The sequence below is a fragment of the Streptococcus infantis genome, from assembly GCF_047464715.1.
GTDB lineage: Bacteria > Bacillota > Bacilli > Lactobacillales > Streptococcaceae > Streptococcus > Streptococcus infantis_S.
On record NZ_JASHBJ010000006.1, the window covers coordinates 24508 to 48798 of the forward strand.

Genomic DNA, 24291 nt, shown 5'->3' on the forward strand with positions numbered 1-24291 from the left:
AACAATGACCTCCTAAAAATTTTTTCCTATTTTAATAAGCTCAAAAAGTCTGAAACTGGATCATTTGGAACCATTTGAGCAGTAAGTTTAACACCTTTTTCCGCCAATTTGCGGAAATCTTCCACGTCTTTATCAACTACGTTGATAGAACGAGTGATAGCACGTGTTTCTGGTGTTTGCGACATATTGCCGACATTGAGAGTTTCAAGCGGAACACCTGCTTCTACCAAACCAAGAAAACGGTCTGGTTTACGAGCCACGATAAAGAGACGTTGGCTATCATATTTACCAGCAAGGATATTCGCTGCTGCTTTATCAACTGGTAAAATACTAAGTTTTACACCTGGTGGTGTTGCAAGTTTCAAGCCGCTTTTTTCAACGTCGTTGTTCACAACTTCATTGTCAACGACCATGATACGTGAAACATTAAGTTTAGCAGACCAAAGGTTTGCGACTTGTCCGTGAATTAAGCGCCCATCGATACGGCATCCTACAATTGTCATAAGTTTTCCCCCTTTATGTGTTTTAGTGTAGGTTTACGAGTTAAATGTATGTGTTCTTTATACTCCCCTTCTGTTTCAAAGATAATGATGCGGTTAGCACCTTCCTTGAGATAGCTATGCGGAATATAAAGCGATAGGGTCGGACCAACGTTCCAGAAGCGTCCTAGATGATGACCATTGACAAAGGCAATCCCTTTACCAAACTCAGATAAGTCTAAGTAGGTATCCTTTGGCGCCTCAACTTCAAAGTCATAAGCGTAAAAGGCAGGTTGCCCTTCTGTCCATCCCTTAGAGAAATCAATCTTCTCGGGATTATCAAGTGGAAGCGGATATTGCTTCCAGTTGAGCAAGAAATGCAAATCTTTACAAACACCTGTGCGAATCCCTTTTCGCTGTGTATCTGCTAAGAATTTGTGTCCATAGTTGACACGCCCCATATTTTCAATAAGGATGTCAAATCTAGAGAGCGTTTTCTTTTTACCTTGATAAAAGATATCTTCACCGATTTCTGTTTGGTACTGTGTTGCCACCCATTTACCATCGATAAAGAGTTGAGCTCTATCGCGTCCGTCAATGATTCGAATGCGTTCTTCATCCGCATCCCAACTTGCTTCCGTACGATAGAGTAGGTAGCCGTAACCTTGTCCCAGCTCTTCCATTTTCTTAGGGTAGAGACTTTCAATCGGACTTGTCAGGCTATCCAAGGTTTCGAAAAGAGAAACTTTCTCGACCAGTGGAATGTTTTCAACTTCCATACTCTCTTTGTAAAGCGGTTCAGATTGCGGATACTCAGGATAGTAAGTCGCCATCATTTCTTTCACTGCAAAATATTTAGCAGTTGGGTTTCCAGCTTCATCAAGAAGAGCGTCATAATCATAAGATGTTACTTGTGGTAAATCAATGGTTCCTCGAGCTGAACAACCATTCATAAAACCAAAGTTCGTTCCACCGTGGAACATGTAAAGGTTAATAGAGCCTTGCTCTAAAACCTCGTGGACAGCTTCTGCTAATTCCTCAGGTTCACGCTTGATGATTGGTTCTTTCCATCGATTAAACCAGCCATCCCAGAATTCCATACACATGAGTGGCCATTTCTTGCCGTGCTCATCAAAGAATTCTTGCATCTGTGAGAAATTATAAGTAGCCTTGGAACCAAAGTTCCCTGTCACAAAGAGATCATCCTCAATTAAGGTTCCAGCCTTAAGAGTTGCTCGCCATGGTCCATCTGATGTGAAAAGCGGACAAGTAACTGCTCGTTCTTCCATCAAACGTCGAATTTCCCTCAAGTAGGTCTTGTCCTCGCCATAGGATCCGTACTCATTTTCTACTTGCATCATGAGAATGTTCCCACCGTTTTCCAATAATCTCGGAACTAGACGTGGAAGCAACTGATTATAGTAGCGACCAACCATGTCAATGAAAGCCGGGTCAGATGACCGAATTCTCATATCCTTGGTCAAGAGCCATGCTGGTAAACCACCGAATTCCCACTCTGCACAGATAAATGGAGAAGGACGTACAATTGCATATAAGCCCAAATCTTGTGCAGTTTGAAGAAATCTCTCTAAATCAAGAGCACCTTCAAAATTAAAGTGTCCTTCAACAGGTTCATGCATGTTCCAAGCGACGTAAGTCTCAACTGTATTGAAGCCTAATGCTTTGAGGTTGTACAATGAATGATGCCAATCTTCCGCAGGAACTCTAAAATAATGAATGGCCCCAGACAAAATCTTGAATGGTTTCCCATCCAGATAGAAATCATCTTTAATTTCAAATCTTGCCATTCTTCCTCCCCTAAAAGCGAAAAGTTTGCGCTTTCATTTATTGTTATATCAACTATAAACCAATCGGGGAATAATGTCAATAGTTTTTGAAATTTTCTTTAAAATTTTTCTATTTTTTTACTGAATCTTTTCTAAAAATCTCCACAAATCCCATAAAATCAGCATTCTGAATAACTAACTAAAACAAGGAGCAAAACACGAATTATTTATATGTATTCTAATTTCTTATCCTGATATTTTAATTTTTTTTAGTGCTATTCAGCTATTTTTAAGAATTTATGTTAAAATGATAAATGGAGAAGGAAAAAATGAGGTGAAAATATGGCAATTCCAAAGTATCAATACATTAAAGATGAATTGAAAAATAAGATCATTTCTGGCCAATTCGCTAGTGGAGACAAGTTCTACACTGAAGCAGAATTGATTTCCATGTATGATGTTAGTTCAATCACAGTAGTCCGTGCCTTGAATGACCTTGCTAAAGACGGATATATCGTCCGCCAACAAGGAAAGGGAACTTTCGTGGCTCGTGCACGTAAACATAAACTCGTTGAATTTTCTGATGTAGAAATCTTCGAAACAAAAGATGATAAAGTAACTGTTCTTTCTATCGAACGCGGGAACGATCTTAAATACTTAGAAAAACTCGGCCTACGTGGCGATCAGTTCTATTACAAGATCGAACGTATTCGTGAAACAAATGGCGTTATCTATATCTATCACAGTTCATATATTCCTGAACAATACATCAATGCCAACTATCCAAATCTTGAGTACTATAGTTCTATCTATAATCGTTTCAAATTGGACTACCACATTCACATGAATGACGAGCATTTTGAAGAAATTAACGAAATTGTATTTCCAACTCCAAAACATGCCGCTTCTATCCTAGGAATCGACACTAAATTCCCAACTGTTTTCCAAACGAAGACAACTCAGCTTGAAGCAACTGGTCAAGTTTTGGAATACATCGAAACTTATAAACGTTCTGATTTCTACAAAATTAAATTCATCTCTCGTAACAGTGATCACTAATTTTAAAAAACCTGAGGCAACTGTCTCAGGGTTTTTATATACCCATTATATCACCGCCTCTCTTTTCAGAGAATAGCATTTCAAGCAATTCTATAATTAGTAACCTTTTTTACTAAAAAATAGTCAAAGCCAGAAAAATATATCTTAATTTATAAATTATTCTATTTTTTATAGTAATTTCCTCAAAAACTTGACTTTATTTTAGTTAGAACATACAATAGAGTTAGTATGTGAAAACGCTATCAAAAACATAAAAGGGGAGGTTTTTTAATGAAACCAGAAAATAAACAGCGCTTCTCTATTCGTAAATATGCAATCGGAGCAGCTTCTGTATTGATCGGCTTTGCCTTTCAGGCTCAAGCTGTTGCTGCTGACGGAGTCGTACCTGCTCCAACAGAAAATCAGCCTGCTGTCCAAACCACTGGAGAAGTCACTCCACCAACGAGTGAAGAAAAACTCGAGACTGCTCCAACAACAGAAAATGCTACTCCAACCGCTCCGGCAACAACTATTGAAGCTCCAAAAGTTGAAGTTGCTCCTGCACCTGTCGTAGAAAAAACTGTTGCAACCAAAGAAACTCCAACAAAACCAGAAGTAACTGAAGAAGCTAAGCAGTCAGAACCAGAAAAGGTAGAAAACAAAGAAGTTGCTAAGGTCGAAGCACCCGCAGTCGCTACAGAACGAGCAGCTCAAGTAAATGAAAAACTGGCTAAAAAGAAAATCGTCTCAATTGATGCTGGACGTAAATACTTCTCTCCAGACCAACTGAAAGAAATCATCGACAAGGCAAAACACTACGGCTACACTGACCTTCATCTCCTCGTTGGAAATGACGGCTTGCGCTTTATGCTTGATGATATGTCCCTAACTGTAGGAGACAAAACTTACGCAAGTGACGATGTCAAACATGCTGTTGAAAATGGAACCAATGCCTATTACAACGATCCAAACGGTAATCATTTAACCGAAAGTGAAATGACCGACTTGATTAGTTATGCTAAGGATAAAGGAATTGGACTTATCCCAACAGTCAATAGCCCAGGTCATATGGATGCTATCCTCAACGCCATGAAAGAACTTGGCATTGAAAAACCTAACTTCAACTACTTTGGTAAAGAATCTGCACGTACTGTTGACCTTGATAATGAAAAAGCAGTTGCCTTCACAAAAGCTTTGATTGATAAATACGCTGCTTACTTTGCTGGCAAGTCTGAAATCTTCAACATCGGTTTGGATGAGTATGCTAATGACGCTACTGATGCCAAAGGATGGAGTGTGCTTCAAGCCTATAAATGGTATCCAGAAGATGGCTTCCCAGATAAGGGTTATGATAAATTCATCGCCTATGCTAACGATCTAGCTCGTATCGTCAAGTCTCACGGTCTGAAACCAATGGCCTTTAATGATGGTATCTACTATAATAGTGACACTACTTTTGGCACCTTTGACAAAGATATCATCGTCTCTATGTGGACTGGTGGCTGGGGCGGTTACGATGTTGCTTCTTCTAAATTACTAGTTGAAAAAGGACATGAAATCCTCAATACTAATGATGCTTGGTACTATGTCCTCGGTCGTAATGCTGACGGACAAGGTTGGTATAACCTGGACCAAGGTTTGAACGGTATTAAGAGCACACCGATTACTTCTGTTCCAAAAACTGAAGGTGCGGATATTCCTATTATCGGTGGTATGGTAGCTGCTTGGGCCGATACTCCATCTGCACGCTACTCTCCATCTCGTCTCTTCAAGCTTATGCGTCAATTCGCAAACTCAAATGCTGAATATTTCGCTGCCGACTACGAGTCTGCTGAACAAGCTCTTAAAGAAGTTCCAACAGACCTTAGTCGCTATACAGCCGAAAGCGTAGCAGCTATTAAAGAAGCTGAAAAGGCTATTCGCTCTCTTGATAGCAACCTTAGTCGCGCTGAACAAGATAGCATTGACCAAGCGATTGCAAAACTCCAAGAAGCCGTTAGCAACTTGACCTTCACTCCAGAAGCTCAAAAAGAAGAAGATGCTAAACGTGAAGTTGAAAAAGTTGCTAAAGATAAAGTCATTTCTATCGATGCTGGCCGTAAATACTTTACTTTAGATCAACTCAAACGTATCGTAGATAAGGCTAGCGAACTTGGTTACTCTGACATTCATCTCCTCCTTGGAAATGACGGACTTCGCTTCCTTTTGGATGACATGACGATCACCGCAAACGGCAAGACCTATGCAAGCGACGATGTAAAAAATGCCATCATTGAAGGAACAAAAGCTTACTACGATGATCCAAATGGAACTACTCTGAGCCAAGCTGAAATTACTGAACTTATCCAGTATGCTAAAGATAAGGGTCTCGGGCTCATCCCTGCTATCAACAGCCCAGGTCACATGGATGCTATGCTTGTCGCTATGGAAAAATTAGGCATCGCAAACCCTCAAGCTAATTTTGATAAAGTTTCAAAAACAACCATGGACCTTGAAAACGAAGAAGCAATGAACTTTACAAAAGCCCTTATTGGCAAGTACATGGACTTCTTTGCAGGTAAGACTAAGATCTTTAACTATGGTACAGATGAGTATGCCAATGATGCTACCAATGCTCAAGGTTGGTACTACCTCAAGTGGTATGGCCTCTATGGTAAATTTGCTGAGTACTCAAATAGTCTAGCTGCTATGGCTAAAGAAAAAGGCTTACAGCCAATGGCCTTTAACGATGGCTTCTACTACGATGATAATGACGATGTTGAGTTTGATAAAGATGTCATCATCTCTTACTGGTCTAAAGGCTGGTGGGGTTACAACCTTGCATCTCCTCAATATCTAGCAAGTAAGGGTTACAAAATCCTTAACACTAACGGAGACTGGTACTATGTTCTAGGCAATCATAAAAATGACGAAGCCTACCCTCTATCAAAAGCAATTGAAAATACTGAAAAAGTACCATTCAAGCAACTAGCTTCAACCAAGTATCCGGAAGTCGATCTTCCAACAACTGGTAGTATGCTAGCCATCTGGGCGGACAAACCTCAAGCTGAGTACAAGGAAGAAGAAATCTTTGAACTGATGACTGCCTTTGCAGACCACAACAAAGACTACTTCCGTGCTGACTACAAGGCTCTACGTGAGGAACTTGCTAAAATCCCTGAAAACTTAGAAGGATATAGCACAGAAAGCCTCGATGCTCTCAAGGCTGCAAAAGATGCTCTGAACTACAATCTCAACCGTAGTAAACAAGCTGAATTAGATACGCTTGTAGCCAACCTTAAAGCTGCAAGACTTGGCCTCAAACCAGCTGCAACTCACTCAGGAAGTCTTGACGAAAATGAAGTTGCTGCCAACGTTGAAAATCGACCAGAGCTTATCACAAGAACGGAAGAAATTCCATTTGAGACTGTCAAGAAGGAAAATCCTAACCTTCCAGCAGGACAAGAAAAAGTTGTCACTGAAGGTGCCAAAGGCGAACGTACAATCTACGTCTCAGTTACTACTGAAAATGGTAAAGAAACCGAAACAGTTCTTGAAGAAAAAGTCACAAAAGAAGCTGTCAACCAAGTTGTTGAAGTTGGAACTCCTGTCACTCATGTCGGAGACGAAGAAGGAGTTGCTCCTGTGGCAGATGCAAAACCACGTGTTGTCATCGAGGACGAAGAAATTCCGTTTACAACTATCACTCGTGAAACTGATGCCTTACCTAAGGGAGAAACTCGTGTAGTAACCGAAGGCGTTAAGGGACGTCTTAGTCATTTCTATTCTGTATCTACTGCTGCTGACGGAAGCGAAGTTAAAACATTGGTTACAAGTGTTGTCGCTCAAGAACCAGTTACTCAAATCATCGAAATCGGAACTCCTGTAACGCATGTGGGAGATGAAAAAGGACTAGCTCCTGTAGCGGAAGAAAAACCAGCACTAGAGATTCCAAATATACCGGCTCCTATTGTAGAAGAAAAACCGAAATTAGAGATTCCAAATGTGCCAGCTCCTGTTGCAGAAGAAAAACCAAAATTAGAAATTCCAAATGAACTTGCTCCAGCAACTGTTCCTGCTGAGGAAAACAAAGCACTTCCTCAAGGTACAGCTCCTGTAGCAAAAGAAAATAAACTTCCTGAAACAGGAAGCCAAGGTTCAGAATGGTTGATTGCTACAGGTCTCATGGCTGCTCTCACAGCATATGGGCTTAGCAAGAAAAAAGATTAAGTACAAACAAAAAGCGAGATATAATCTCGCTTTTTGTTTTATAATTAGTCACCCAAACCGATGCGTTCGAAGATGTCATCCACTCGTTTAGTGTAGTAAGTTGGGTTGAAGATTTCGTCGATTTCTTCTTGAGTGAGACGTGAAGTTACTTCTGGATCTGCTTCAAGAAGTGGTTTGAAGTCTACTTGGTTGTCCCATGATTGGGCAGTCTTTGGTTGAACAAGGTCGTAAGCTTGCTCACGCGTCATACCTTTTTCAATCAAAGCAAGCATGGCACGTTGGCTGAAGATCAAACCAAATGTAGAGTTCATGTTGCGGATCATGTTTTCCGGGAAGACTGTCAAGTTCTTAACGATGTTTCCAAAACGGTTAAGCATGTAGTCGATCAAGATGGTTGTGTCTGGTGCAATGATGCGCTCGGCTGATGAGTGAGAGATATCACGTTCGTGCCAAAGGGCTACGTTTTCATAAGCTGTTACCATGTGACCACGGATCACACGCGCAAGACCTGTCATGTTTTCAGAACCGATAGGGTTACGTTTGTGAGGCATGGCTGAAGATCCTTTTTGACCTTTAGCAAAGAACTCTTCCACTTCGCGTTGTTCTGATTTTTGCAAACCACGAATCTCTGTCGCCATCCGCTCGATAGAAGTTGCGATGCTCGCAAGAACTGCAAAATACTCAGCATGAAGGTCACGAGGAAGGACCTGTGTAGAGATTTCTTGGGCACGGATACCAAGTTTGTCGCAGACGTATTTTTCAACGAATGGCGGGATGTTGGCAAAGTTACCCACCGCACCAGAAATCTTACCAGCTTCTACGCCAGCTGCTGCATGCTCGAAACGCTCGATGTTACGTTTCATTTCGCTGTACCAAGTTGCCAACTTAAGACCAAAAGTTGTAGGTTCAGCGTGCACACCATGAGTACGACCCATCATGATGGTGAACTTGTGTTCTTTGGCTTTGTCAGCGATGATGTTAAGGAAGTTTTCAAGATCCTTGCGGATGATATCGTTGGCTTGTTTGTAGAGGTAACCGTAGGCAGTATCGACTACGTCAGTAGAAGTCAAACCATAGTGGACCCACTTGCGTTCTTCACCAAGCGTCTCAGAAACCGCACGAGTGAAAGCCACCACATCGTGACGAGTCTCCTGCTCAATCTCCAAAATACGGTCGATGTCAAAGTCCGCCTTCTCGCGAATCAAAGCCACATCTTCCTTAGGGATTTCCCCCAATTCAGCCCATGCCTCGTCAGCCAAGATTTCCACCTCAAGCCAAGCACGGTATTTATTTTCTTCACTCCAAATGTTCGCCATTTCGGGGCGGCTATATCTTTCAATCATATTTTATTTTCCTTTCTTCTGATGTTTCACTTAAGCGAGACGAATGTCAGCAACTTCCTTCGAAATCTCATGACTAAATCTTGAGCCTAAAGTCTCAAGATAACTTTCTAAATGTTGAATAATTAGGTAATCATAGTTATTTGCAAAAATATAATTGTTGTTTTCTATTATATTTATCACAAATTACCAGTCAATACAAAACTATGTCTATTTAATCTCACCAAATTTTCTTAAAATTTCAGAATCATTATTTTCTTTATTGATATCATCACTATAGCAGAAACTGATACTAGTGTCAGTTTCAAAATATCTAAACAAATTTGGTCGCAACAATTTGGTTTTATCTGAATTAAACTCACTTCGTTGTCCCCCGTTTGAATTTCTTTTTACACCATAACAATAAATTTTATTCGGATTCTCTGCGTCACTCTTACTTAGAGAACTTACTAAAGCTACTTGTTCATTATCCGTTCTTTGTTCAGGAACTTTTTTTGGTACTGAATCACCTAATTGATTTGTGAATTGCTTTAGTATATCACCTAAATTATCACCATACTCAATTCCAAAAAATTCTCTTAAAATTCTAGCTTCTACGAACAATCTTTGATTATTTGCCTCAACTTGTAACTCATGGACTAAATTATCAGCTTCTATAAAATGTAGCTTCACTGATGCGTACTTTTCAATCCTTTGCTCCCTACCAACAAATCGCTTTACAAGGACGATATACTCTACTCTTTTATAGATAAAGATAAAACTACAGATAGTCCATTGCTTTGCCACCATATCATTTTTTAAGTCTTTGAGATTTTCTAACATGATAAGATTATTCTCCTACCTTTCAATTTAAAATGTAGTCTTTTATCCAAATCTAATTCTATATATGACAGTAATTCTATTTTTTTCTGCCGTCAATAAATGCAACTACTGAAACAACTGCAGTAAGTACTGTTGCCGTTTTCCCTGCATTTTCCTTTACAAATTTAACAGGCTTATTTATAATTTTCCCAATCTTATGTGCTTGGTTTCTATCCATTTTCTACTCCCTTTAATAATTCCTGACCTGAAAATTCAATTGTAATAATATCATCATCTGACAATTCAGTTGCTCCAATTTTTCCAATAAAATCAATCGGCTCAATACACCATTTTAACCGCCTTTGCTCCTCAATACTTATGTCCTGCAATTCTACCAATTTTGAGACATACTCATGGTTATCGTGTATTAAGGTCTTGATAGGTGCATAAACAGTGTCAATTAATCCATTGTTTCCTGTCACTGTGTATATTTTAGCTAGTAAATCACTTGCCTTTACAATATATGAGAATTGGTCATTTAATTCTGCAAAGCTATCTGAGACGCTCTCATTAAAATTGTTATCCAAAGCTGATTTTAATAACAATATAAAATTATTTTGGGGGATGGATAAATTTTTAGCCACAACTCCTTCAAATTCTTTTATAATAGATGCTTGCCCTTCGTTTAACTGATTAATCGCATTCAATAACAGATGCTCTTTTTGAGGATTTTCATCGCTCATTAATAAAGCTTGCTCTATTGTACTTTCTGCACCCAATATTTTGGACCGCCTATCATCTTTTTGACCTTGTTTAATATCTAAAGAAATCTGTTTTACTTCTGACAGTAATAACTCCAGTTCATCTACTTTTTGAGCTTCAACCAACCGATTTACATTTGTCATGACATTTTGTAAAGCTTCAGGATTGTCTAATACAATTTTTTCCAGTCTAGCCAATGAAACAATATCGTTATTAGTCCCTTTTGATACAAAATTTGGTAATAAAGACTCCATATCAGCCGTTTTTTGAAAATTAATATCTCCACTATTAAATTTGTTTAGCTGTTCTTGAGTAAATTTAACAACATATATTTCTTTAGGATCAATATTCTGTTTCACTTCATTATAGGAGTTAATGATCGTTGTAAAATAATTCCCAACTTTTTCAAACATCTTACTTTTATTTCGAGAAAATCTAATATCAAGTTGATTACTATTTTTCTCTTCCTCAATGAGTTTATCGTTCTTTAAAGCTAACTCTCTCATTTTGCAGCTCCTACCTTATCCCCTCAAAACCTCGTATGTCTCATTACTAAACAAGTTCACACACCCATTTTGTGGTTGTGTTTTTTCTTGTTTGTCATACACTTGCAAATAAACAATTGAGATTTCTTATAATTCCCTACCAAGTATCATTACAATTTCTACAATAAAATGCTTTTCTATCCCTCATTTTATGACAACATGGACATTCCACTAAGTCATCCTCACCTGTTGCATAAAGTGTTCGGTGCGCACACTTTGAGCAGTAGAATGTATCACCTTCATCCCACAATCTATTACTATCAGTATTACCACAGTTTGCACATTTCATAGTACTCTACCTCAATTCATTAATATTCCTAAAAACTCCACTTTTCGACACAATAGGTAAGATTCATAAATTAAAAATCAATCCCTTTCCCAAACTCAGCCACATTGTCAGGCACATCACTAAACAAAGTCACATGTCCCATTTTGCGGTTGTGCTTTGCTTCTAGTTTACCATATAAGTGGAGGTGAGCGCTTGGATTTTCTGTCACATATGTTTCAGCGACCTCGACGTGTTGGCCGAGGACATTGAGCATGACAGCTGGCGCATGAAGGTTGATTGCTGGGAGTGGCGCTCCTAGAACACCGAGAATATGGGTATCAAACTGTGAGAAGTCACAGGCTTCAATCGAGTAGTGCCCTGAGTTATGTGGACGTGGGGCAATTTCGTTGACAATAATATCATCAGCCGTCGCAAACATTTCTACACAAAGCGTTCCAGACAGCTTGAGTTGTTCAGCGATTCGCACGGCCATTTCTTTTGCTTTTTCAGCCAAACTATCAGAAATGCGAGCAGGCACAATGGTTTTAGACAGGATATTGTTGCGGTGGATATTTTCCTGAACTGGGAAAACCGTCACATCCTTGCCATTTCCTGACACGATGACAGAAATCTCAAGGTCAAAGTTGACAAATTCTTCCAAGACACAGTCTGCTGAATCAGCTAGTGCATAGGCTTCTTCCAAGTCTGCTTCCGAACGAATGACCTTCTGACCATGGCCATCGTAACCACCGGTCGCCGTCTTGAGGACATAGTTTTTCGATAGGTCGATATCTGCCAAGTCTTGACTTGAGGTCACAACCTTGTAAGGTGCAACGGTGACTTTGGCCTTGTTTGAGAGAAAGTCCTTTTCAAAAATGCGATTTTGAGAAATGCGGAGCAAGTCCGTTCCTTGGGGGAGTTGCTCATCATTGATAACAGCATCAAGACCATCGGCGTCCACATTTTCAAATTCATAAGTGAGAACATCACATCGGTCTGCCAACTGACGAAGGGCGTTCACATCGTTATAGGGAGCCACGATGATTTCCGCTACGCGAGAGGCCGGACAATCCGCTACAGGATCCAGCGCGATAACCTTGTGACCCATATAGATAGCAGAAATGGCCATCATCTGACCAAGCTGACCGCCACCAATAATTCCGATTGTTTTAGATGAGCTCATTTGTAGACTCCTCTGCGATTTTTCCTTGCTCTTCTGCGAAATCTGCCAAAGCTGTTGCGATAGCCTGATCCTCTACTGAGAGGAGACGGAGGGCAAAGAGGGCCGCGTTAGTCGCACCTGCTTCACCGATCGCCATGGTTGCGACAGGCACCCCACCTGGCATCTGAACGATAGAGTAGAGAGAATCCACACCGCTAAGGGCACGTGATTTGACAGGTACCCCGATGACTGGAAGTGTAGTCTTGGCTGCTACCATCCCTGGCAAGTGGGCTGCGCCACCCGCACCTGCAATAATGACCTTGATACCGCGACTCCGTGCTTCCTCGGCATGTTTGAACATGAGGTCTGGTGTACGGTGGGCAGAGACAACTTTCTTTTCGTAGGCTACACCGAAGCGATCGAGAACTTCGGCGGTTTTTAGCATGGTTGCCCAGTCGGATTTTGATCCCATGATAATGGAAATTACTGGTTTAGTCATAATTTTCCTTTTCTTTCCTTTCTTTTTTCAATCACCTTAAGTTGTGAGGGACGGCAGCAGCCACCAAAGGTGTCTCATGCCTAAATCGGAAGCCCAAGGTCTTCCGATTTCCCTAAACGATTGGCTTTTTTAGCCAATCGTTTTTTCACAACAGTGGTGATTGTCGCTCATTAGCTCGCTAATGCTCGCAAATTAAGCGACCATTATCGGGTTTGGCGACTGCGTCGCTTTTAAAATTTATTTATTCGCCTTGCTACCGATATCCGTACGATAAAAGAGGCCTTCTGTGTTTTGTTTGTTGAGTTCGTTGTAGATAATATTTTGGCCGTCTTTGACGGTGTCTGCTGTTGTGACAAGCATGTAAACACGTCCTCCGTTTGAGAGGAGATCTTGGCCATTTTCAGCGAATTTAGCACCAGCATAGTAAGTGATGATGTCGCCATCTGTCTTGGCTGGTAACTTGACACCCTTCTCATAAGCGAGTGGGTAGCCGTTTGATGCTACAACCACACCCAGTGTCACACCCTTGTCCGTCCAAGTAATGGCTGGCTCTTTGCCATCCAAAATGTCAGTGATATTTTGCGCAAAGTCAGTTGTCAAACGAGGCAAGATGATTTGCGTTTCAGGATCACCGAAGCGTGAGTTGAACTCGATGACTTTCGGTCCATCAGCTGTCAAGATAAGCCCCGCGTAAAGGACACCTAGGTACGGACGGCCTTCTTTAATCATGCCTTCAAGAACTGGCTTGACAATAGTGTCAACCGCCGTGTCAACCACACTCTGTGGCAAGTGAGGAACTGGCGCATAGGCACCCATCCCACCAGTGTTAGGGCCCTTGTCCCCATCATAAGCACGTTTGTGGTCCTGAGCCGTTGGCATTATGTAGAACTTGTCCCCATTGACAAAGGCAAAGAGAGAAAACTCTTCCCCGTCAAGGAATTCCTCGATGACCACACGCGCACCTGAATCACCGAATTTATTATCCAAAAGCAGCTCGTGAGCAGCTTCGACAGCTTGTTCAACTGTCTCCGCAACGACGACACCTTTCCCAAGGGCCAATCCGTCTGCCTTGACGACGATTGGAGCGCCTTTCTCTTCGATATAAGCCTTGGCTTCCTCAAAATCTGAAAAGGTTCCATAGGCTGCTGTCGGAACGTCGTATTTGACCATGATTTCCTTAGCAAAATCCTTAGACCACTCAAGCTCAGCCGCAGCTTTAGTCGGACCAAAAGCCTTGAGACCAGCTTTATTAAAATCATCCACGATACCAGCCGCAAGGGCATCATCTGGCCCGATAAAGGACCAAGCTATATCGTTGGCTCTTGCAAACTCAATTAATTTAGAATGTTCGGAAATAGAGATATCTACCAATTCCAGACCATCCAGAGTCATCCCGTCATTCCCAGGAGCTACAAAGACTTTTTCAACGTCTTTTGACTCAAGCAACTTCTTAGCAATGGCATGTTCACGACCGCCCGAGCCGACAACTAACAGCTTCATCTTTCAACCTCTTTTGCGAATTATTTACTAATATTATACCATAAACGTTCGTTTTAATCTTGTTTCATTTCGCTTTTGAAGTAAAAAAAGGAAAGAAACTGTTTTCTTCCCTTTTATTTTCTTAATGTCTAAAATGTCTCACGCCTGTGAAGACCATAGTCAAGCCGTATTTATCAGCAGCTTCGATAGACTCTTGGTCACGGACTGATCCTCCAGGCTGGATGATGGCCTTAATACCTGCTTTGGCGATTTCTTCCACGTTATCCGCAAATGGGAAAAAGGCATCGGAAGCAAGCACAGCGCCGTCAAGACGGTCTTTGGCTTGGTCAATCGCAATACGTACGGAAGCCACACGGTTGGTTTGACCAGGGCCAACGCCAAGTGTCATGTGGTCGTTAGTCACGATGATACCATTTGATTTGACGTACTTGATAGCCTTCCAAGCGAATTCAAGAGCAGTCGCTTCTGTCTCAGTTGGTTGGCGTTTGGTAACCACTTGCCAGTCAGCTGGACTTTCTTTAACAACGTCTTGGTTTTGAACGAGAAGACCACCAACAACACCTGTGTATTCTGCTTCTGCTTCGCTAGCGTCTTGAGCATCAAATGGCAAGGCTAGGATGCGCAAGTTTTTCTTCTTAGTTGTCAAGATTTCAAGCGCTTCGTCAGAATAGCTTGGTGCAATGATGATTTCAAGGAAAACACCGTGCATTTTTTGTGCTGTCGCAGCATCTACTTCACGGTTGAGAACGACAATACCACCAAAGATAGACACTGGGTCAGACTCATAAGCGTAGTCCCAAGCAGTTTCTATGTCGTCAGCTTGACCGATACCACATGGGTTCATGTGTTTGAGAGCCACAACAGTTGGACGATCTTTGAAGTCACGGATGATACGGATAGCAGCATCAGCGTCACGGATATTGTTGAAGGACAATTCTTTACCGTTGAGCTGTTTGGCTGATGCAATGGAGTAAGCCGTTGGTAAACCTTTTTGATAGAAGTCTGCGTCTTGTTGAGGGTTTTCACCGTAACGCATTGGTTGCTTAAGGTCATAAGTCAAAGTAAGTTTTTCAGGTTTTGTTTCACCCACTTGAGCTGTGAAGTATTCTGCGATCAAGGCATCATAGGCTGCTGTGTGACGGAATACTTTTGCTGCCAAACGTTGGCGAGTCTCATAAGAGGTTTCGCCGTTGGCTACCAATTCGTCAAGCACAACAGCATAGTCAGCAGGATCTACCACAACTGTTACGCTAGCGTGGTTTTTCGCTGCTGAACGAAGCATGGATGGTCCACCGATATCAATGTTCTCCACCGCGTCAGCGTAAGTCACATCTGGTTTAAGAATCGTTTCCTTGAATGGGTAAAGGTTGACCACAACAAGGTCGATTAATTCAATCTTGTTGTCCTTAGCAGCCTCTAGGTGACTATCGAGGTCACGACGAGCAAGAAGACCACCGTGGATATTTGGGTGGAGAGTCTTCACACGACCGTCCATCATTTCTGGGAAACCAGTCACATCATCGATGGCAATGGTCTCCACCCCAGCATTGTCAAGGGCAACCTTGGTCCCACCTGTCGAGATGATATCCCAACCAAGTTTTTTGAGTTCTTGGGCAAATTCAACAATGCCCGCTTTGTCTGAGACTGAAATAAGTGCTCGTTTAGTCATTTTCTTTCTTTTCCTTTTTTAAAAAAGTTCTTTCTCTGCTACAGTCGAAAATTTTCTTTCAGCTCTAGCACTTCCTTATTTGCGTGCAACTCCCAAACTATCCAAGACTTCTGGATAGAGCTTGTACTCTGTTTCGTGGATGCGAGTCTCGAAAGTATCAAGGGTATCCCCTTCAAGGCGGGGCACTCGGACTTGTTTGATGACCTTCCCAGTATCAACACCAGAATCCACCCAATGGATAGTCACACCGCTCTCAGCAACGCCTGCATTCCAAGCATCCTCAATGCCATGAGCACCTGGAAATTCAGGGAGATAAGCCGGGTGAATATTGATGATACGACCTTCATAAGCTGCTAACAAGGCTGGCCCGACGATTTTCATGTAGCCTGCGAGACAAACGAGGTCAATCTGGTGTTCATCCAAGAGTTCGACGATGGCTCCTTCATAGTCTGCCTTGTTTTCAAACTCCTTGAGTTCAAAAGCGTAGGATAATACCCCAAGATTCTTTGCACGCTCAAGTACATAGGCATCCCGATGATCTGAAAAGACAAATTCTACTGGAAATTGTTCTGCAATCACCTGAAAGTTTGAGCCGTTACCAGAGGCAAAAACAGCAAGCCTTTTAGTCATTATTTAATCACCACACTTGCATCTGTCTTCTTGACAATCCGACCAATTTCATAAACAGGTTCGTCAAGAAGTTCTTTGACACGTTCCACATTTTCTGGTTTGACCGCAAGCATGAGACCAATTCCCATGTTGAAGATTTCAAACATTTCTTCGTGTTTGATTTGGCCATATTTTTCAAGAGCTTTGAAAATTGGAAGAACTGGCACTTTGCTTTCGTCAATTTCAGCAGCCAAGTCATCCGCGAACATACGTGGTACATTTTCGATGAAACCACCACCTGTGATGTGGGCAATTCCGTTGACCAATTCTTCTTTGATGAGTGGCAAAGCTGCTTTGACGTAGATACGAGTTGGTTCCAAAAGAACGTCTTTAAGTTTCTTCCCTTCCAATTCTGGGAGAACTTCCTCACCTGTGTAATCTGCAAAGACACGACGAACAAGTGAGTAACCATTTGAGTGGATACCGCTTGAAGCAAGTCCAAGAATCACATCCCCTTCAGCTACTTTTGAACCGTCAATGATTTGAGATTTTTCTGCAACACCGACAGCAAACCCAGCCAAATCATAGTCATCTTCACCATACATACCAGGCATTTCAGCTGTTTCGCCACCGATAAGGGCTGCACCAGCCTGCACACAACCTTCTGCAACACCAGCAACGACTTGCTCTAATTTAGCTGGTTCATTTTTACCAGTTGCGATATAGTCAAGGAAGTAAAGGGGCTCCGCACCTGCAGCGATGATATCGTTAACACACATGGCCACACAGTCTTGACCGATGGTATCGTGTTTGTCGTACTTGATAGCAAGCATGAGTTTAGTACCGACACCATCTGTACCTGAAATCAAAACAGGCTCTTTGACACCTGTTTTTGAAAGGTCGAACATACCACCGAAGCCACCGAGAGCTCCCATAACACCTGCACGCTCCGTACGTGCCACGTGTTTTTTGATACGTTCAACAACTTCATAACCCGCTTCAACGTCCACACCAGACTGCGCATAAGCATTTTTATTTGTCATTTGTTTATTCCTTTTCCTTTCCTTCAATGGGGAATTTTATTTGTAAAAACTCGTTTTTTCTTCCAAACTTCTACGATATTCTTCTTCATAGTCATAGAGAGGAGTTGGATATTTCCCATCAAAGTAAGCCACACAGAGACCGCCATTTGGCGCATCTGTTTCAATCCCAATAGAGTCAATCAAGCCATCAATCGAAAGATAAGTCAGGCTATCCGCACCAATGATTTGGCAAGTTTCCTCAACGGTATGATTGGCCGCAATCAACTCCTGACGTGTCTGGATATCAATCCCGTAGAAACATGGATAGGCAAGAGCAGGACTCCCAATGGCAACGTGCACTTCTGACGCTCCTGCTTCTTTCAAAAGTTGGACAATACGACGAGATGTTGTTCCTCGCACAATCGAGTCATCAATCATGACCACACGTTTGCCTTTCACGACACCAGAAACGGCAGACAATTTCATTCGAACCCCTTGCTCACGCAATTCTTGAGTTGGTTGGATAAATGTCCGTTGCGTATATTGGTTCTTGATAAGACCCATTTCATTTGGCAACCCTGATTCTTCCGCAAAGCCCATCGCTGCGCTGAGTGAGGAATTTGGCACACCAACTACGATATCGGCTTCATGCTTGAACTCACGTGCCAATTGAGCTCCCATTCTCTTACGAGCCGTATGGACATTGACACCATGGATATTCGAGTCAGGACGGGCAAAGTAGATATACTCCATGGAACAGATTGCCAACTGAGTATCGTTTGTATAGCTGTCATACTGGATGCCATTATCATCAATAATGACAATCTCGCCTGGTTTCACGTCACGAATCCACTCAGCACCAATGACTTCAAAGGCACAGGTTTCAGAGGAAACGACAACTGCTCCATTCGCCATTTTCCCGATTGACAGAGGACGGAAACCATTTGGATCAAGCGCTGCAATTAACTTATCTTCAAACATCAAGAGATAAGCGAAACCACCTTTGACAAGACTGAGTGCTTCCTTGATTTTGCCCATCAGGTTTGGATTGTGGCTACGACGAATCAAGTGAGCCAAGATTTCTGAATCAGAGGTTGAACTGAAGATTGCCCCTCTTTGTTCCAATTCTTGCTTGAGAGATTCTGCATTGGTCAGATTCCCATTGTGAGCCAAACCAAACTGCATATCGTGAAAACGGAAGAGGAAAGGTTGGATATTGTCTACAGAAGCTTCTCCCGCAGTCGCATAACGCACGTGTCCAATAGCTCCAGTTCCTGTCAATTTATCCAAATTAGCAGGATTTTTGAAGACTTCTGATAAAAGCCCCATATCTCGATGACGCTTCAATTGTCCATGATCATTGGAGAGGATCCCTGCCCCCTCCTGACCACGGTGCTGAAGACTATGGAGTCCAAAATAGGTCAATTTGGCAGCGTCTGGGTGGCCCCAGATACCAAAAACACCACATTCTTCATTAAGAGATTTTACTTCGTATGTCATTTTATATACCTAATTTTTATTTGTGTATCATTCCTTTAGTAGTACTACAACGGAATGATACGGTAGAAGCTCGTTTCACTCACAACAACAAATCATTTACAATTATCGCAAGTTACATCTACTTGATTTTACATTTACTGATAGTTATCTATTAGAAAATCTGCAAATCTTATTTCCCAGTAAAGTATTGCACCGCTGACGCAAAGAGATGTTGATCTTTATTTCCTGGAATATTTTGGAAGAGACCGTCTTCGAAACGTTCTGAGTGACCCATCTTACCAATAATTTGACCGTTCTTGCTGGTAATACCTTCGATCGCATTAACAGAACCATTTGGATTGTATTTAGAATCCATGCTTGGTTTACCATCAAAGTCAACATATTGGGTAAAGATTTGACCATTGTCACGAAGCTCTGCAAATTCCTCAGCTGTCACGACAAACTTCCCTTCACCGTGCGATACTGGGATGGCATGGATGTCACTAACTTCTACTCCGGCAAGCCATGGTGAGTTGGTGTTGGCAATACGTGTCTCAACCATCTTGGCCACGTGTTGGTTAGCATCATTGTAGAAGAGGGTTGGACTGGTGCTACTTGCATCTTCAAAGTTACCGTATGGAAGAAGACCTGATTTAACAAGGGCTTGGAATCCGTTACAGATACCGATAATCAAACCACCACCTTCGATGAAGCTATCAATAGCTGCACGTACTTTTTCATTGAGCAAGATGTTGACGATGAATTTAGCTGATCCATCTGGTTCATCCGCTGCTGAGAAACCACCTGCAAAGAAGATAATGTTAGCTTTTTCGATATTGTCAACCATAGTGTCAACAGACTTGACAATAGCCTCTTCATTAAGTGTTACAAATGGTACCAAGTTGACTTTTGCACCTTCTTTTTCAAAGGCTTTAGCTGAATCGTACTCAGAGTTAGTACCTGGGAATACTGGGATGTAAACCACTGGTGTCTCAACTGTTTCTTTAGCTTTGATAACTGCATCTGATGTTACAGCAGGCACTTCTTCCAACTCAGTTGCTTGTGCAAATTCCGTTGGGTAAACTTCTTCCAATTTACCTTGGAAGGCACTGTCAAGTTTGTGTCCATCAAGCGTTACATCGTTGACAGTAAGTGTAAAGTCAGCTGCTGTTTGTCCAATCTTGGCAACACCTGAAATCTCTTCCGGAGATGTGAAGACGAATCCACCCAGTTGAGCTGTCAAGGCAGTCTTAAGATTTTCAAGGGCTACAGTGGCACCAATATGGTTACCAAAACTTGCAAGTGCAAGTGCTTCAAGGACACCTCCATATTTGACAGCCGATGCTGCTGTCACTTTGTGGGTTGCTTGAATAGCTTCAAACTGAGCAAAGTTAGACTTGATAAGATCAAAATCAATTTCTTGGGCCAAAGCTTGACCCGGGATGTAATAGATGTTTTCACCAGCAGCTTTAAATTCTGGAGAAAGGACCTTACGACTATCTGCAGTTGTGACACCAAAAGCAACCAAGGTTGGTGGTACTGTCAATTCTTCAAAGGTACCAGACATAGAGTCTTTACCACCGATAGATGGTAAACCAAGTTGAATCTGGGCTTCGATTGATCCAAGGAGAGCAGCTACTGGTTGACCAAAACGCTCTGCTTGTTTATCCATACGCTCGAAGTATTCTTGATAAGAGAAACGAGCCTTAGACCAGTTTGCACCAGCAGCAACCAAACGAGCTGTTGCTTCGATGACTGCATAAGCAGCGCCATGATATGGAGACCATTCTGCTACATAAGGGTTGAATCCTTGCGCCATAACAGAAGCAGTTGTTGTCACGCCATGTTGGACTGGCAATTTCTGTACAGAAGCTTCCGTTGGTGTGATTTGATAGCGACCACCAAGTGGGTGATTGACTGTTGAACGTCCAACTGAGCTATCAAAGATGGTTTGTAACCCTTTTTGACTGGCATGGTTCAGGTCAGCCAAGACTTCAAGAGTATCCGCTTCAAGGGTTTCAGCAGATGTTTGACGTTCTTCTGGAAGCTTGACATCCTTGTCAACAACCTTAGCATCTACAACCACACGTACACCGTTTGTATCAAGGAAACGACGTTCCAAATCAACGATGGTTTCACCATTCCAGTGCATGACAAGATTTGGTTTTTCAGTCACTGTCGCTACGACAACAGCATCAATATTTTCTTTATTACATGCTGCAACAAAGGCATCTACATCTTCTGGACGAACCACTACGGCCATCCGTTCTTGAGATTCAGAGATGGCAATTTCTGTGCCGTTCAAGCCTTGGTATTTCAATGGCACTTTGTCCAGGTCAATTTCAAGACCATCTGCCAATTCACCGATAGCTACACAGACACCACCAGCACCAAAGTCATTTGATTTCTTGATCAGACGTGTCACGTCCCCATTACGGAAAAGACGTTGAATCTTACGTTCTTCAATGGCATTTCCTTTTTGAACCTCAGCGCCTGCTGTTTCAACAGATTCAACCGTTTGAACTTTAGAAGAACCTGTCGCACCACCAACACCGTCACGTCCAGTTTTACCACCGAGCAAGATAATCACATCACCTGCTTCAGGTTTTTCACGGACCACATTTTCCTTAGGAGCTGCACCAACAACTGCACCTAGCTCCATACGCTTAGCAATGAAACCTGGGTGGAAGTATTCACGAACATAAGTTGTTGCAAGACCAATTTGGTTACCGTAAGAAGAATAACCGTGAGCCGCTGTTTTAGAAATCACTTGTTGTGGCAATTTACCAGCGCGAGTTTCTGAAATTGGAGCTGTAATATCACCAGCACCTGAGATACGCATGGCTTGGTAAACGTAGGAACGCCCTGACAATGGGTCACGAATGGCACCACCGATACAAGTAGCCGCTCCACCAAATGGTTCAATTTCCGTTGGGTGGTTGTGAGTTTCGTTCTTGAACATGAGAAGCCATGGTTCTTTCACACCATTGACATCCACTTCAATTTCAACTGAGCAGGCATTGATTTCATCAGACACTTCCATGTCATCCAAACGACCATTAGCACGCTCATAACGGCCAAAAATAGTGGCCATATCCATCAAGGTTTGAGGTTTTTCTGTACGTCCCAACTCATCACGCATGGCAATATACTTGTCATAAGTCGCCTGCAATTGTTTTTCAAATTTAGATGCTGAGAAGTCGATATTTTTTAACTCAGTCTCAAAAGTTGTGTGACGGCAATGGTCAGACCAGTAAGTATCCAAAACCTTAAGCTCAGTCTCAGTTGGCACACGACCAATAGACTTGAAGTAATCTTGAATGAAGAGAAGGTCGTCCACTTCCATGGCCAATCCTTGCTCTGCCTTATACTGTGCAAAATCTTCTGCTGTATAAGTTTCAAAGAAATCCAAAGTTGGAATAGTTTTGTCGGACTCAGAGAAATCCTGTTTCGCAATACCAACAGTGATATCTTTGAAACGAGAATCCACTGGGTTCAAGAGATAGTTTTTGACAGCTTCCAACTCATTCGCATCGATATCCTTGTTAACCAAGTACAATTGTGCTGTGTTCACCGTTACATCATTTGAACTACCCAACAACAGCAAAGCTTCTTGTGAAGATGCCGCGCGTTGGTCGAACTGTCCCGGCAAGCTTTCAATAGCAAAGAAAGCATAATTAGCAAGATCTGCCTGCACAGTCGCTTCGTCTAAGACATAATCTGTCACTTGCTCAGAGAAGATATGTTTTTCTGCACGTGCAAACAAGTCCTCTGCCAAATCAAAGACATCATAAACCTGAACAATACGAAGATCATTCAAAGTTTTCAACTGAAGATTATGCTGTAATTCTTTTACTAAAGAGTCAGATTTGACACGAAAATCAGCTTTTTTCTCAACGAAAATACGTTTATCCATTTTAGTTCCTTTATCTATTTCTACTTAAAGATTGTAGTGACGACCAAGTAAAACTTTACTTCAAGCCCTGCAATTTTTCTAAAACGACCTTGTAAACATCTGTCAAGCTACCAAGATCACGACGGAAGACATCCTTGTCCATATGGTGCCCTTCAGCATCCCAAAGGCGGCAGTTGTCTGGTGAGAATTCATCTGCCAAGATAATCTTGCCATCCTTATCAAAACCAAATTCCAATTTGAAGTCAATCAAACGAAGACCAATTTGTGCAAACCAATCTTTCAACAATTCATTGATACGACGCGTTTCTTCCTTGATATAAGCAATTTGCTCATCATTGGCAATATCCAAGAACTTGACATGCTCATCATTGATAAATGGATCATCCAACTCATCATTTTTGTAGTAAAATTCAACGATTGGAGTTTTCAAGTCCAAACCTTCTTCAACACCGAAACGTTTTGAGAAAGAACCCGCAGTCACATTACGAAGAACAACTTCCAAAGGAATGATGGTAACCTTCTTGTTCAATTGTTCGGTATCAGAGATACGTTCGATAAAGTGAGTAGCCACACCCGCAGCATTCAATTTTTCAAAAATAAGAGACGAAATCTGATTATTGAGCACACCTTTGCCTTCGATGGTCTCTTTACGAGCACCATTCAGCATGGTAGCCTGGTCCTTATAAACGGACCTAATTACATGTTCGTCTTCTGTAGTATAGATATCTTTAGCTTTTCCCGTATAAATAAGTTTAATGGACATTTTATCATTCGCCTTTCGTATTACTTGGCCTCATTCTAACACAAAAAAAAGCAGAAATCAAATGTTTTACGAACGTAAACGTATTCTTCGTTCTAAAACGTTTAGAAAAAAATCAAATCAGACTATTTAGATAACCAGACCATAATCATTCAAACTCCACACAATCAAAAAAGCAACATGGCCAGCATGTTGCTTTTTCTTATATTCTATTTTTAATGATTGCTAATACGTCTGCGACACTTTGGAGATGATCGATTTCTTCATCACTAATTTCGATTCCAAATTCATCCTCAACTGTTAGAATAAATTCCATCAAATCTACTGAATCAGCATCCAAATCATCCTTTAAGCTCAAGTTTTCGGTTACGACAAAGTCTTCTCCTTGACGCTCTTGAATGATGGTTACGATACGGTCAAAAATTTGTTGATCTGTCATATTATTC

Annotated in this window: 18 protein-coding genes and 1 pseudogene; 2 read left to right on the top strand and 17 right to left on the bottom strand. The window is 41.7% G+C overall.

Features of this window, described 5'->3' with window-relative positions; all coding sequences use genetic code 11:
- Window positions 1–26 precede the first annotated feature (26 nt).
- Together QM419_RS08205 and QM419_RS08210 are read right to left on the bottom strand one after the other, a co-directional pair.
- Entirely contained in the window at window positions 27–503 is a 477-nt protein-coding gene (locus QM419_RS08205) for a PTS sugar transporter subunit IIB (protein WP_414278448.1), read from the bottom strand.
- Window positions 500–2287 carry a glycoside hydrolase family 35 protein gene (locus QM419_RS08210; RefSeq protein WP_414278449.1) on the bottom strand — a complete coding sequence of 596 codons (1788 nt, stop codon included), beginning with the start codon at window positions 2285–2287 and terminating at the stop codon, window positions 500–502. The genes QM419_RS08205 and QM419_RS08210 overlap by 4 nt, the downstream gene beginning before the upstream one ends.
- 321 nt (window positions 2288–2608) lie before the next feature.
- Here QM419_RS08210 and QM419_RS08215 point away from each other — a divergent pair, with 321 nt between their 5' ends.
- Both QM419_RS08215 and strH read left to right on the top strand, forming a co-directional pair.
- Complete coding sequence (locus tag QM419_RS08215; protein WP_414259846.1) at window positions 2609–3325, top strand: GntR family transcriptional regulator; 717 nt, start codon at window positions 2609–2611, stop codon at window positions 3323–3325.
- 270 nt (window positions 3326–3595) lie between these two features.
- Window positions 3596–7513 (top strand): LPXTG-anchored beta-N-acetylhexosaminidase StrH, encoded by a 3918-nt coding sequence (gene strH / locus QM419_RS08220; protein WP_414278450.1) that lies wholly within the window; start codon window positions 3596–3598, stop codon window positions 7511–7513.
- 44 nt (window positions 7514–7557) lie between these two features.
- Here the strand turns inward: strH and purB are convergent, their stop codons facing one another.
- The 15 genes and pseudogenes from purB to QM419_RS08295 form a co-directional block, all read right to left on the bottom strand.
- Window positions 7558–8856, bottom strand: a complete 1299-nt coding sequence (gene purB / locus QM419_RS08225; protein ID WP_414278451.1) for an adenylosuccinate lyase — start codon at window positions 8854–8856, stop codon at window positions 7558–7560.
- Between the two features lie 207 nt (window positions 8857–9063).
- On the bottom strand, window positions 9064–9675 hold the full coding sequence (locus QM419_RS08230; protein ID WP_414278452.1) for a DUF6037 family protein: 612 nt from the start codon (window positions 9673–9675) through the stop codon (window positions 9064–9066).
- A 76-nt stretch (window positions 9676–9751) separates the two neighbouring features.
- Window positions 9752–9892, bottom strand: coding sequence for a hypothetical protein (locus tag QM419_RS08235; RefSeq protein WP_414278453.1), 141 nt, complete (start codon window positions 9890–9892; stop codon window positions 9752–9754).
- On the bottom strand, window positions 9885–10922 hold the full coding sequence (locus QM419_RS08240) for a hypothetical protein (RefSeq protein WP_414278454.1): 1038 nt from the start codon (window positions 10920–10922) through the stop codon (window positions 9885–9887). Before QM419_RS08240 ends, QM419_RS08235 begins: the two co-directional genes overlap by 8 nt.
- A gap of 398 nt (window positions 10923–11320) precedes the next feature.
- Window positions 11321–12412, bottom strand: coding sequence for a 5-(carboxyamino)imidazole ribonucleotide synthase (gene purK / locus QM419_RS08245; protein WP_414278455.1), 1092 nt, complete (start codon window positions 12410–12412; stop codon window positions 11321–11323).
- Complete coding sequence (purE, locus tag QM419_RS08250) at window positions 12399–12890, bottom strand: 5-(carboxyamino)imidazole ribonucleotide mutase (RefSeq protein ID WP_414278456.1); 492 nt, start codon at window positions 12888–12890, stop codon at window positions 12399–12401. Before purE ends, purK begins: the two co-directional genes overlap by 14 nt.
- Before the next feature lie 31 nt (window positions 12891–12921).
- A pseudogene (locus tag QM419_RS08255) lies at window positions 12922–13002 on the bottom strand (phosphoribosylaminoimidazole carboxylase); the annotation flags it as partial.
- 125 nt (window positions 13003–13127) lie between these two features.
- Window positions 13128–14390 carry a phosphoribosylamine--glycine ligase gene (gene purD, locus QM419_RS08260; protein WP_414278457.1) on the bottom strand — a complete coding sequence of 421 codons (1263 nt, stop codon included), beginning with the start codon at window positions 14388–14390 and terminating at the stop codon, window positions 13128–13130.
- Between the two features lie 121 nt (window positions 14391–14511).
- The gene (gene purH / locus QM419_RS08265; RefSeq protein WP_414278458.1) at window positions 14512–16059 is read right to left on the bottom strand and encodes a bifunctional phosphoribosylaminoimidazolecarboxamide formyltransferase/IMP cyclohydrolase; all 1548 of its coding nucleotides are present in this window, start codon (window positions 16057–16059) and stop codon (window positions 14512–14514) included.
- Between the two features lie 75 nt (window positions 16060–16134).
- Window positions 16135–16689 (bottom strand): phosphoribosylglycinamide formyltransferase, encoded by a 555-nt coding sequence (purN, locus tag QM419_RS08270; RefSeq protein WP_414278459.1) that lies wholly within the window; start codon window positions 16687–16689, stop codon window positions 16135–16137.
- Entirely contained in the window at window positions 16689–17711 is a 1023-nt protein-coding gene (gene purM / locus QM419_RS08275) for a phosphoribosylformylglycinamidine cyclo-ligase (protein WP_045762506.1), read from the bottom strand. Before purM ends, purN begins: the two co-directional genes overlap by 1 nt.
- 36 nt (window positions 17712–17747) lie before the next feature.
- Window positions 17748–19190 carry an amidophosphoribosyltransferase gene (gene purF / locus QM419_RS08280; protein ID WP_045613307.1) on the bottom strand — a complete coding sequence of 481 codons (1443 nt, stop codon included), beginning with the start codon at window positions 19188–19190 and terminating at the stop codon, window positions 17748–17750.
- Window positions 19191–19359: 169 nt separating this feature from the next.
- Entirely contained in the window at window positions 19360–23085 is a 3726-nt protein-coding gene (locus QM419_RS08285) for a phosphoribosylformylglycinamidine synthase (RefSeq protein ID WP_414278460.1), read from the bottom strand.
- A gap of 55 nt (window positions 23086–23140) precedes the next feature.
- Window positions 23141–23848 carry a phosphoribosylaminoimidazolesuccinocarboxamide synthase gene (gene purC, locus QM419_RS08290; protein ID WP_414254189.1) on the bottom strand — a complete coding sequence of 236 codons (708 nt, stop codon included), beginning with the start codon at window positions 23846–23848 and terminating at the stop codon, window positions 23141–23143.
- 199 nt (window positions 23849–24047) lie between these two features.
- Window positions 24048–24284: an acyl carrier protein gene (locus QM419_RS08295; RefSeq protein ID WP_414275270.1), complete on the bottom strand. Its 237-nt coding sequence runs from the start codon at window positions 24282–24284 to the stop codon at window positions 24048–24050.
- Between the last annotated feature and the right edge of the window lie 7 nt (window positions 24285–24291).